At 65.9% G+C, this 12,124-nt stretch carries 10 protein-coding genes; 2 read left to right on the top strand and 8 right to left on the bottom strand.

Going from position 1 to position 12,124, the window contains the following annotated elements:
* The 5 genes from KIH79_RS11950 to KIH79_RS11930 form a co-directional block, all read right to left on the bottom strand.
* Positions 1-603 (bottom strand): TRAM domain-containing protein (locus tag KIH79_RS11950; RefSeq protein ID WP_219059585.1); only part of this gene is annotated, 603 nt, incomplete at its 3' end.
* 115 nt (positions 604-718) lie between these two features.
* Positions 719-1,459 (bottom strand): DUF3159 domain-containing protein, encoded by a 741-nt coding sequence (locus KIH79_RS11945; RefSeq protein ID WP_219059584.1) that lies wholly within the window; start codon positions 1,457-1,459, stop codon positions 719-721.
* A 27-nt stretch (positions 1,460-1,486) separates the two neighbouring features.
* A complete protein-coding gene (locus tag KIH79_RS11940) occupies positions 1,487-2,329 on the bottom strand; it encodes a DUF3710 domain-containing protein (protein ID WP_219059583.1) in 843 nt (280 codons plus the stop codon).
* Between the two features lie 199 nt (positions 2,330-2,528).
* Positions 2,529-3,386: an exodeoxyribonuclease III gene (locus KIH79_RS11935; RefSeq protein WP_219059582.1), complete on the bottom strand. Its 858-nt coding sequence runs from the start codon at positions 3,384-3,386 to the stop codon at positions 2,529-2,531.
* An 18-nt stretch (positions 3,387-3,404) separates the two neighbouring features.
* Positions 3,405-4,313 (bottom strand): tyrosine recombinase XerC, encoded by a 909-nt coding sequence (locus tag KIH79_RS11930; RefSeq protein ID WP_219059587.1) that lies wholly within the window; start codon positions 4,311-4,313, stop codon positions 3,405-3,407.
* Positions 4,314-4,440: 127 nt separating this feature from the next.
* Between KIH79_RS11930 and KIH79_RS11925 the strand changes: the two genes are divergently transcribed.
* Together KIH79_RS11925 and KIH79_RS11920 are read left to right on the top strand one after the other, a co-directional pair.
* Positions 4,441-5,271: an ABC transporter ATP-binding protein gene (locus KIH79_RS11925; protein WP_219059586.1), complete on the top strand. Its 831-nt coding sequence runs from the start codon at positions 4,441-4,443 to the stop codon at positions 5,269-5,271.
* A complete protein-coding gene (locus KIH79_RS11920) occupies positions 5,268-8,210 on the top strand; it encodes an ABC transporter permease (protein WP_219059581.1) in 2,943 nt (980 codons plus the stop codon). Before KIH79_RS11925 ends, KIH79_RS11920 begins: the two co-directional genes overlap by 4 nt.
* 175 nt (positions 8,211-8,385) lie before the next feature.
* Here the strand turns inward: KIH79_RS11920 and KIH79_RS11915 are convergent, their stop codons facing one another.
* The 3 genes from KIH79_RS11915 to KIH79_RS11905 are packed head-to-tail and all read right to left on the bottom strand — an operon-like array spanning position 8,386 to position 11,302.
* Positions 8,386-9,522: an ABC transporter permease gene (locus tag KIH79_RS11915; protein WP_219059580.1), complete on the bottom strand. Its 1,137-nt coding sequence runs from the start codon at positions 9,520-9,522 to the stop codon at positions 8,386-8,388.
* A 15-nt stretch (positions 9,523-9,537) separates the two neighbouring features.
* The gene (locus KIH79_RS11910) at positions 9,538-10,146 is read right to left on the bottom strand and encodes an ABC transporter ATP-binding protein (protein WP_219059579.1); all 609 of its coding nucleotides are present in this window, start codon (positions 10,144-10,146) and stop codon (positions 9,538-9,540) included.
* Between the two features lie 4 nt (positions 10,147-10,150).
* Entirely contained in the window at positions 10,151-11,302 is a 1,152-nt protein-coding gene (locus KIH79_RS11905; protein WP_219059578.1) for a hypothetical protein, read from the bottom strand.
* Between the last annotated feature and the right edge of the window lie 822 nt (positions 11,303-12,124).

Raw genomic sequence — 12,124 nt, 5'->3', positions numbered from 1 at the left:
GCGCCCGTCGCGCGGTTCGGGCACGGACAGGCGGATCTGTGAGCCGGGTTCGAGTCCGCCGTCCCACACGTGCTGCGCGTCGGCCACGGACAGCAGCGCATTCGTGGCGAGCGGCATGGTGTCGAGCGGGACGCGCACGTGCGTGCCGCGCCGGCGCATGGACGGGCGTCCGTCGTCGTCGGCGATCATTTCGATGCGCGTGCGCCAGTGGAATCCGCCGAGCTCCTCGTCGCCTGCGATGCGTTCGATCGGCACGGCGACGTCGATGTGGCCGAGCCGGCTCAGCTGTTCGGAGACGGTGACGGCCTTCCAGCGCAACTGTCCGGGCAGGGACACGTGCACGAGGTCGGCGCCGCCCACGCCCCCACCCATTGCCAGAGGACCGGCGAGCGGCCATGCGGGCGGCACGCGGTCGGGGCTGGCTTCGAGCACTTCGGTCACCTCGCCGGTCCAGAACCGGTCGTCGCGGTCGTGCGGTTCGTCGAGCGTGACGCGCACGAGCTCGCCGGGCAGGGCGAAGCGCACGAAGACGACGCGCCCGTCGATGTGGCCGACGCAGCGTCCCTGGTCGGCGTAGCGTTCGATGCGGACTTCAGCGTCCATGCTTTGCGGTTCTCCTCCCCGGATGTTCCCATTACTTGGCTCCCCTTGCCAAGGGAGCTGTCACGCAGTGACTGAGGGGTAGTCAGCACCCACCACATTGCGTTGAATATAGTGTCTATTCAGCTATCTGTCCGCCCACCGGCTCCGACGCCTCGGTCTCCTGTTCCGCGGCCCGCGCGGCGACCTTGTGTCGGTGCAAGGGCGTGGCGATGATGAGATACGACACCCAGATGGCCAATGCCCAGAACGGGATGCCCATGAGCAGTCGCGCGGTGCCGAGCAGCACCACATGGTCGGTCAGGTACAGCGGCACCTGCACCGCAAGGCGCAGGCCGAACACGCCCACCCACAGCGCGGTGACGATCATGTACGCGCGTTTGAGCGCCTTGTCGTCCATCCAGTCGCGGAACCATGCGCGGAAATGCTCGGTGGGCAGCGACCGGATGAATTCGACCATGAGGCCGAGTCCGGGCACGCGCGCGATCAGCGAGACGGACAGCAACACCATGTAGACGGCGTTCGTCAGGAAGCCGAACATGTAGTAGTTGCGCGCCTCGTGGCTTTTCCACGCCCAGATTAGGCAGATGCCGACCGCGAGCAGGCCGCTCAGCGCGCCCATCGCGGACTGCCGCTGGACGAGCCGGACGAGTACCTGTACGACGGCGAGCGCCGCCGAGACGGCGATGGTGAGGTTCAAGTTGCTGGTGGCGACGAACAGGACGACGAACACGACGCCCGGCAGCATCGATTCGACGACGCCGCGCGGCCCGCCGATCGCCTCGATGACGGAGAAGTCCCCGTCATCGCCGGCGGCGGCGAGCGACGCCATGCCCGTGCGTTTTTTCGTTTCGGTCATGTCGTTGTGCGGATATGCGTCGGGCGGCTAGCGGACTTCGGAGAACATCGGGCCGCGCGACAGCGTGGTCTTGACCTCGACCTGCTGGTCGGAGTCGAACGGGCCGGTCGGCTTGTTCGGAATGTCCTTGAGATGCTCCTTGCCTTCCGTCTCGCCGTCGGCGGCCTCCTGCATGGCCTTGCGCTGGGCGGGCGCGATCGGCGGGTGCATGGGGATGAGGTCGCGCGGGGCGAGCGGCTCCTCGCCGCGTTCGACGACGATGTCGGCGAAGAACTTGTTGAGCGCCTGGGTTTCCGGATCGTCCGGGTCGGAGGCGGCCTTGCCGGAGAAGATGCCGCGCAGCATCCAGCGCGGGCCGTCCACGCCGACGATGCGCGTGTTGAGCGTCTTGCCGCCCTTGAGGCTGACCGGCAGCTTGAGTTCGGTGCCGAACACGCCGGCCTCTTCGGTGGCGTCCTTGTTGGCTTCCATCAGGTCAGCGCGCACGTCGTCCCACAGGCCGAGGGTCTTGGGCGCGGCGAACGCCTCGATTTCGAGGCTGGACGAGCCGTAGGTGATGGTGGAGCCGAGGATCGTCTGCGTGGAACGGTTGGCCTTGATGCGCAGTTCGATACCCTGCAGGAACGGCAGGAAGTAGGCGCCGAGGTCGAGGTAGTCGTCGTAGTCGGGCACGTCCTCGTCGCCCGAATCCCACGGGCCGTACTGTTCGCCGCGGCCCTCGTACTCGGTGACGGCTTCGGTCGGGTATGCCGGCTCGGCCTGCTCGTCGGCGGCGGAGTCGATGCCGGTGGTTTCGGTGGTGTCTTCGGTCTGGTCAGCGACGGCTTCGTCCTGATGCTTTTTCTTCTTGCCGAATCCAAACAGTCCCATTGGTGTTCCTCATTTCATTGACGGTTGCAACCGTGACTAGCGTAGCACCTCGCCTTGCATTTGCCTTGCGGTTGCCTGAATGTCTCGTCGCGCGCGCCCGCGCCGGGCAACGGTGAGCGAAGCTCACACAACGAACAGTCCGGTGGACTGTTCGTAGCCGTGCGCATCTGCGCACGCGCTGGGCACTGGTGAGCGAAGCTCACACATCATACGTGATCGTCAGCGGCGCATGGTCGGACCATCGCGCCTCGTACGTGGGCGCCTTGTCGATAACGAATCCGCGCGCGGTTTCGGCGAGCTCCGGCGTGGCGAACTGATAGTCGAGCCTCCAGCCGACGTTGTTGTCGAACGCGCGCCCGCGCTGGCTCCACCACGTGTACGGGCCCTGGATGTCGCCTGCGAGGTCGCGCATCACGTCGACGAACTCGTATTCGTCGAGCCAGCGGTCCACGTACGCGCGCTCCTCGGGCAGGAATCCGGCGTGCGTTTCGTTGGCCTTCGCGTTCTTGATGTCGAGCGGCGTGTGCGCGATGTTGAAGTCGCCGCACAGCACGGCCTGTTTGCCGCCGTGCGCGGCCTCGTCGCGCAGCTGGCCGAGCCGGACGAGCATGGTGTCGAGGAACCGGTATTTCTGGCTCATTTTGACCGGATCGTCGGCGTTGCCGGCGTGCACGTACACGCACACGACGGTGATCTCGTAGCCTTGCGGCGTGCGCAGGTCGGTTTCGATCCAGCGTCCCGAATCGACGTCTTCCGTGAGACCCGGCAGGCCATATCGGCGCGCGGTGACCGGCAAATCGCTGAGCAGCGCGACGCCGGCGCGTCCCTTGACGCGGCAGATGTCGTTGGTCAGTGCAAGGTCATCGGCTTCTTCGATCGCGCCCGCATCGGCGTAGGCGCCGGCGAGCCGGCCGACGATACGGTCGATGTCGGGTTGCGGCGCGCGCACTTCCTGCATGCACCAGACGTTCGGCGTGTTGCGTCCGGCCCAGTCGGCGATGCCCTTGCGTTCGGCCGCGCGGATGCCGTTGACGTTGGATGTGGTGATGGTGATCATGGCATCCCATCGTAGCGCCTACGCGCGCGGGAATGCCTGCGCGTAGCGCGACTTGAGCTGTTCGATGGACACGTGCGTGTAGCGCTGCGTCGTTTTGAGCGACGAGTGGCCGAGCATCTCCTGCACTTCGCGCAGGTCCGCTCCCCCGTCGAGCAGGTGCGTGGCGGCGCTGTGGCGCAGCGCGTGCGGACTGATGTCGGGCACGCCGGCTTCGCGTGCGAGCCGGTGCACGACGCCGCGCACGACGCGCTGGTCGATGCGCCTGCCGCGCGCGCCGAGAAACAGCGCGCGTTCGCCGGCCGCGGCGATTACCTGCGGCCGCCCGCGTTCCAGCCATGCGATCAGCGCCGCGGCGGCGGGAGCGCCGAACGGCACGACGCGCTGCTTGTTGCCTTTGCCGGTGACCTTGAGCGTGCGATGGGAGAAGTCGAGGTCGTTGACATCCAGTCCGACGAGTTCGGCGACACGGATGCCGGTGGCATACAGCGTTTCCATGATGGCCGCGTCGCGCAGGTCGATCGTTTCTTTCTCTGGATCGTCGTCGCGGCGCGCGTCGGTGTCGTCCATGAGCCGTTCGGCCTGCGCTTCGGTGAGCACGGCGGGCAGTGTGTTCGGTATTTTCGGCGTGAGCAGCACGGCGGCCGGGTCGGTGGGCATGAGCCCACGTTCGTGCGCCCACGCGAAGAAGCCGCGCACGGCCACGACCTTGCGGGCCATGCTTGAGCGCGCGTGCGTGCGCGAGGCGTCGGCCATCCATTCGCGCAGGTCGTCGGTGGTGATGCCGGGCAGTTCGTCGCATGCGCGTGCGGCCAGCCAGTTCAGGCATTCGGCGAGATCGGAACGGTACGCTTTCAGCGTATTGGCGCTCAGGCCGCGGTTCGCCTTGAGATAGGCCAGAAACCCGTCCAGCGCGGTGTCGAACGCCATCATGCCCTCCTTGCTTGTGCTGCTGTTCATGCTACCCGCCCGCCGATAGACTGTGCTTGTAACCGAGCGAGAAAATGAGGCGGCAATGGGACGACATTCGGCAGTGAAGACGCCACGCGGCGCGACGATGGGCGCGGGCAAGGCGACGACGGCGGCTGGAGCGAACGGCACGGCGGCGGACGGCGAGGTCGTCGCCCGGGCGATCGACTTGACGAAAACATACGGCGACAAGGATTCGCAGGTCGTCGCGCTCGACCATGTGAACGTCGAGTTCATGCGCGGCCAGATGACCGCGATCATGGGTCCGTCCGGTTCGGGCAAGTCCACGCTCATGCACTGCATGGCCGGTCTCGACAAGCCGACCGGCGGCAAGGTGATCGTCGAGGGATTGGACGTGTCCGCGATGAATCAGCGTCAGCTGACCAAACTGCGCCGCGACCAGATCGGCTTCATTTTCCAGTCGTTCAACCTGGTGCCGACGCTTACGGCCGAGGAGAACATCCTGCTGCCGTTGCAGATCGCGAAGCGTCCGATCGACCGCGCGTGGTTCGACAAGGTGGTCGACGTGGTCGGCCTGCGCTCGCGGCTCACGCACCGGCCGAGCCAGCTGTCGGGCGGCCAGCAGCAGCGCGTCGCCTGCGCGCGTGCGATCATGGCGCGGCCGAGCGTGATCTTCGCCGACGAGCCGACCGGCAACCTCGATTCGCATTCGAGCCGCGAAGTGCTCGGATTCCTGAAGAATTCGGTGCGCGAGTACGGGCAGACGATCGTGATGGTGACGCATGATCCGCGCGCCGCCTCGTACGCCGACCGCGTGCTCGTGCTTGCGGACGGCCGCATCACGCAGGATCTGCGGCATCCGACCTACGACGAGATCCTCGAGGTGTTCGCCGGCGAGGGCGACGAGGTCGAGGACGGGCCGCAGGCCGACGCGACGAGCCGGGAGGGCGCAGAGTGATCCGTATCGGCTTGCGCGACGCGCGCGCCCATTTCGGCCGGTTCGTCATGTCGATCATCGCGATCGCGCTCGGCGTGTCGTTCGTGGTCGGCTCGTTCTGCTTCCGCGAGATGATGAGCAGCCAGGTCGACCAGATGCTCGCGTCCAATTCGGACGCCGACGTGTACGTGCGCGGCAGCGAGGAGCAGAAGAACGACGAGACGTCGCTGGACATGTCGTCTTCCTCCTCGTCGGCTTCGTCGTCGTCATCATCTTCTTCGTCCTCATCATCGTCTTCGTCGTCCGACGAGTCGAAGTCGTACAACCGCATCGACGAGTCGCTGGCCGACGTCATCGCCAAGGTGCAGGGCGTCAAAACCGTGTCGGTCACGTATTCGGTCTCCGGCATCGTGCTCGTCGGCAAGGACGGCAACGCCGTGTCCACCACGGGCGCGCCCACGTTGGCGCTCGGCCTCGCCAAGGGCACGTGGCGCGCCGCGACGCTCGCCGAAGGCCGCTGGGCGAAGACGAAGAACGAGGTCGCATTGCATTCGTTCGCCGCCGAAACTGCCGGTCTCAAGGTCGGCGACACCACCAAACTCGTCTATCCGGACGGCGCCGCGGACGTGAAGGTCGTCGGCATCTTCGACACCGATTCCAGCCAGGCCGGCGCGATCATCGTCGGGCTCGCGCCGAGCGTCGCCAAGGACTACTTCCAGCAGGAAACCGGGCAGATCGGCATGGTGCGCAATATCGGCGTCTACGGTTCGGCGAACGATGGCAAGCCGCTGACCGCCGCGCAGCAGCGCACGCTCGCCGACCGCATCGGCAAGGCGCTGCCGGCCGGTTCGAAGGCGCGCGCGGTCACCGGCCAGCAAGTGCGCGACGACAGCGCGGCGGCGACGAAAAAAGCACTCGGCTTCATCCAGCCGCTGATTCTGATCTTCGCGATCATCGCGCTGTTCGTCGGCTCGTTCATCATCGCGAACACGTTCTCGATGATCGTGCGCGAATCGATGCGCGGCTACGCGCTGCTGCGTTCGGTCGGCGCCTCCCCCGCGCAGGTGTTCTCCACGGTGATCGTGCAGGCGATCGTGCTCGGTCTGGTCGGTTCCGGCTGCGGCATCGGGCTCGGCTGGGGCATGGTGCGGCTGATCGTCGCCGGCATGGACCGCATGGGCATGCCGATGTCCGGCGCGGTGGATCCAAGCCCGTCGGACATGCTCGTCGGACTGCTTGTGGGCGTGTTCGTGACGCTGATCGGCGCGGCGCTGCCTGCCCGGCGCGCGGCGATGGCCCCGCCGATTCAGGCGATGAACGAAACCGTGAATCCGGAGAAGCCGGTGTGGCCGCGCGGCGTGGCGGGCGTGATGATGATCGCGGGCGGCGCGATTGCATGGCTGTTCTGCTGGCGCATCGCATTGGCGAAGGCGGACAACACCGTGCCGATCTCGCCGTGGCATTGGCTGAACGATTGGGGCACGTCGCTGGGCACCGGCTGGCCGCTCGGCGTGGGTGCCGGACTGGTCGTGATCGGCGTGATCGTGCTCGCCCCCGCGCTGGTGGGGCCTGCGGGCGCAATACTCGGCTGGATTCCGGCGCACGTGTTCACGGTGACCGGCCGATTGGCGACGCGCAACCTGTCGCGAGGCAAGCGGCGCACGGCGAACACGGCGGCCGCGTTGTTCGTCGGCGTCGCGATCGTCAGCTGCCTGTCGGTCGTCGCCTCGTCGGCGAAGGCGTCGGTGACCGGCATCGTCGACTCCGGTCTCACGTCGGACTTTTCGGCCATGTCCGCGGCGAACGGACGCATTCCCGATGATGCGGTCAAGGCGATCAAGAGCACGCAGGGCGTGGGATCCGTCTCGCGTTCGCGCATGCTGCTCGGCGTCACGTACGGTTCCGGCAGCAACAAGGCCACGGCGATGACGTTCGCCGAGCAGCCGTCGCTGTTCACCAATGTGTTCGCACCGGTCACGAACTCCGGCGACGCGGACAAGGCGCTGCGAGGCGGCGAACTGGTCGTCGGCATCACAGTCGCCAAGGACAACGGCTGGAAGGTCGGCGACACGGTCACGGTCAACGGCCGGCAGGTCGTCGTCGACAAGGAGGCGACCGCCAAGGCGCAGGCCGACTACCAGCAGCAGGTGCAAAGCAAAATCGCCGCGTTGCAGGCCGAGGCGCAGCGACTCATGGCCGCGGGCGACGCGGCCGGCGCGCAGGCCAAGATCGACGAAGCGAAGCAGGCGGGCGAGGACGCGCAGCACGTCGACCCGTCCACGCTCGTCAAGACGAAAACGCTCGACACGCATGTGAAGGCGCGGATCGGCGCGATCATCGAAAACTCCGTATACCGTTCGATGGTGCTCATGAACGACGCGCTGGCGGGCAAGATCGCGAACGACTACACGATGTTCACGATCATGCTGTTCGTCAACGCGAAGGACGGCGAGGATCTCGCCGCGCTCAAGAAGCGGCTCGTCGACGCGGTAAAGCCGTATTACGTGGTCAACGTGCAGGATCGCGAGGAGTTCAAGTCGACGATGAGCTCGATGGTCGACCAGATCCTCATCATCCTGTACGCGCTGCTCGCCCTGTCGATCGTGATCGCCGTGTTCGGCATCGTGAACACGCTGGCGCTGAGCGTGTCGGAACGCACGCGCGAACTCGGCTTGCTGCGCGCGATCGGCACGTCGAACGGTCAGGTGCGCGGCATGCTCGCGATCGAGGCGTCGATGATCGCCGTGCTCGGCACGCTGATCGGCGTGGTCGTCGGCACGGCCGCGGGCGTGGTGATCCGGCAGGTGTACGAGTCGAACGGTTTGGAGCGTCTGTCGATCCCGTGGGGACAGCTCGGCGCGTTCCTGCTGTGCTCGATCGCCGTCGGCGTCGTCGCGGCACTGCCACCGGCCCGCCGCGCGCTCAAGGTCCCCGTCCTCGACGCCGTCGCCACCGACTAAGGACCATTTCGATCGATATGACGCGTTCGCACGATTTCGGAATCGCGCTACGACGCTGGCGGAGCCTCGGCTCCCTCGGCTGAGGGAGCTGTCACGGCGTAGCCGTGACTGAGAGAGCATCGCGGCACGCCAGTGCCGCCAACAAGCACGGCATCGCGCGATAGCGCGATTCCATCTACCGGTTCTTGAAATAGGCGAACAGTTGGCGTTCGCGGGTGAGCAGGATCGCAACGAACCCGCCGAGCAGAAGTCCCGCGAATCCGACCGCGGGCACGCGCAGCAGCGTATCGTACAGCTCTGGAGCGTTCGCGGGATCGCACGTCAGCCACACCCATGCCGCGAGCGGCGAGCACAGCAACATCGCCAGAAGCGCGGCGGCGAACAGTTCGAGCAGCACCTGCAGCACCAGCACGCCCTTGGGCAGCCCCGCGTGCAGCGCGGACGCGAATTCAAGCCGGCGCACGCGAATCATCACGAAGCCGAGCGCGAACGCGACCACGAGCATGACCCACGGGGCGAACGCCGTGAGCCGCTCGTTGAACAGGTTCGCCGAGGGCGGCGTGCTGCCGAACCGCGTGTTGAGCTGGCTGACCTGTGGACGCTGCTCCTTGCTCGTGACGTTCGCGGCGAGATAGACGAGCGTGTCGATGCTGTCGGGCACGGGCCATGTGCGCACCATGCACACGTCGAACGGCTGCGCGGAGTTAACCGGCTCGAGCACGGCGTACGAGTACTGGCTGTCGCGCCCGTCGTCCGGATACTCGTAGACGCCGCGCACGCGCACCTGCCCGGAGCCTTTCAACGCCATCGTGCGCCCGGCTTGCGCGCCGAGCGCGTCCGCCACGTCCGAGGACAGGATGACGCCCATGCCGTCGCCGTCGTCGGCGAGCGCCGGCGAGAACAGGCCGACCGCGCCGGGCGTGGTTTCGTAGGTGGGGATGCCGGTGGACGGCAGGGTAGCGAACGTGATCTTGCGGTCCGCCTGACGCAACGCGCCGGCCGCCTGCACGCCGTTGACGCCGGCAAGGCCCTCGCATGCGGCGCCGTCGATGCCGTGCCGCAGGGTGATCGTGACCGTGGCCGCGCCGGATTGCGCGTACGTGCGCGACTCGTTGATGAGCCGGTTGGTCTGGGCGAGGTCCATGCCAAACAGGAAGGCGATGCCGAGAGCCAGCACGAGCGTGGCCGCGAACGTATGGCTGGTGCCGGAGACGATGCTGCGCCACGCTTCGCGCGCGGCGATACGCGCCTTGACCCGTGCGATCTGCCGCGGCGGGCGCGCGTCATGCGATGACGAGGATGGTTCCGTCATGCCGGTCTCCCTTTCCTACTGGTATCGTTCGAGGTCGATGACGTCGCTGGCCGCGTCACGCGTGCGATGGTCGTGCGTGGCGACGACCACGATCATGCCGGAGCGCGACAACGCGCCCAGATACCGGTCGACCGCGTCGGCCGTGCGCATGTCCAGTTGGGCGGTCGGCTCGTCGACCAGGAGCAGGTCCGCGTTCGTCGCGACGCCGCGCGCGAGCATCAATCGTTGGGCTTCCCCGCCGGACAGTTCGCCGAACCGTTTGCCGGCCGATTCGGACAGGCCGAAACGGTCCAACTGTTCCAACGCCAGACGTTCTGCCGTCGCAATGTCATATCCCTGACCCAAGTACGGCAGAGTGACGTGGTCCAACGCGGTGCGCCGGGCCACGCCGACCGGGTTCTGGAACACCCAGCTGACCTTGCGCACGCCCCGGCGCACGACCTCGCCCTCGCTTGGCGTCTGCCAGCCCGCGATGATCGACAGCAGCGTGCTCTTGCCCGAACCGGACGGGCCGACCAGCGCGTATACGCGCTCCGGCAACAGGGTCAGCGTGATGCCCCGGAACAGGCGCGTCCTCTCCCCGAACGCATGGCCCACATCCTTGAGTTCCACCACGGGTCCCATGGCGTCACCTGCACGGTTGCGCGTCGTCGCCCGGCGCGATGTCGACCCGGCCGAGCGAGTCCGCGTCCACGGTGATTTTCGTCTTGCCCAGTTCGGACGCGATGATCGTGGCCGGCACCGGCTTGCCGTCGGACGCGACGCAACCCGTCTCCCCCGTCACGTCGTACAGGGCGGACGGCGGCACCTCCCACACGTTCAACGGTGTTTTCAGCACCCACTTAAACGTGACCGACAATGATCCCGACATGCTGCCGCCGTCCGAGACGCCCGCGGAATCGGATCCGCCGGACGCCATATCGCTGCCGGAGGCCATGCCCGCCTGTGTTTTCGCCACCAGATACTCGTTGCTTGACATGATCGCGTCCAGCTCGCTGGCATCGGTGATCGCCGTCGTGTCGGCGGGCAGGTCGAAACGCTGGTCGCCCACGACGATCACGCGATCGCCGGCCACCGCCTGCGTGTTCGGCAGACTCACCGCCGCGCTGGTCGGCGTCGACCCGGTGGAGAACAGTTCCGCGCCGGGCGTGACGTTCTGCCCGACCTTCGCCGTGCACACGGCTATGGGAGCGGACGTTTGGCTGAGCCACACGAAATTCGCCGATCCGATCGCCCATCCGGTCTCCTCGGCGAGCGGTTTGGCACCAACCGATTGGGCGAGCGCGTTGTATGCGACGATCGTGTCCCATGTCATCGTGTCGGTGTTGGGAGCGGCATAGCCGAGCCGGATCAGCTCGGCGTTCAGCGCCGCCGCATCGCGCCCGCTCATGCCCGACTTGAGTTCGCGGTACATCGGCACGTCGGTGTGCAGCATCAGCTGGCCGACCTCGTCGATCGCATACAGGCTCGACCCGGATTGCGCGGTCATGCCGGGCGCGCACGAACTGCCGGTGACCGTGCCCGCTCCGACGGACGTCACGGACTGGCCCGTGCCCGACGAAACCGTCACCGTCGCGTCGCGCGAATCGTCGTATTGGCCCGACACGGGGTCGACCGTCCCGCCCTTCGCCGTCGACACCAGCGTGGGCGGAATCATGCTTTTCGTCAACAGAAATCCTCCCGCCACGCCGCACGAGGCCAGCACCAATCCGACCAGCACCAGCACGGACACCGTCACCGGCGCACCATCGTCATGCCGTTTACCTATACGAAACCCCATGACACCCCCTCACCACCACACTGTCCCCGGCACGGCCCATTCCGCACCAGTTCTTCTATGCTATGCCAACGAACGCCATGACGTGCCTTGCGTGTCGACAAGAAAAGAGGATAAACTTCTTTTACCGGAGGGAATGAGGGCCGGCTTCGTATTGTTGTGCAGATACGAACTATAACTCCAAGTGCGATACTGCTCTTGTCTGGATGGTTCATTATCTAATAAACAGTAATAAATCACTCAACGATGAGGAAAATGCCCATGAAAATGCTACAGAAAATCGCTGCCGGCGTTATTGCGGCCGGGTTGTCCGTTCTTATATTTGGATCTGGATTTACCTTGGCACAGGCTTCGGAAACAATTCCATACGGAGCCGCACCCTGTAATGGGGTTGCTAATGGCTACTACGCAGAAGCAACGACATGGTATTGTCAAGCGCAGCACCACGTTTGGGGCCTTTATAAGCCCAATCCAACGCAGGGCGGCACAGTTCATCGTTATGGTGCTTGGATGCCTGCCGGTTTCCGATCCGCAGCGGATCGGACTGACGTTGATGTCGTCGGATACACGGGAACCTACAAAGTGTACATGTAAATAGTCAGCAAAGGTGAAAGACTGTCGGTCCGCTATCTTGTTTGAAGCGGATCGACAGTCGTACCCGCCAATCGATCGCAGCAAGGAATAATGATGAGACGTAAACGAGTGATAGCACTGTTGCTGCCTGTGCTGGTGTTGGCGTGCTCCGGCTGCGCCATGCGGTCTGAGTCTGACAGTGGTCAGACCGATCCGTTTTCCGGCCCGTGGGGTGCTTCCCTGCAGCGGGTA

It is taken from the genome of Bifidobacterium miconis, from assembly GCF_019331735.1.
Lineage (GTDB): Bacteria > Actinomycetota > Actinomycetes > Actinomycetales > Bifidobacteriaceae > Bifidobacterium > Bifidobacterium miconis.
The sequence above is the reverse complement of the archived record's forward strand: the minus strand, read 5'-3'. Positions and strand labels throughout refer to the sequence as shown.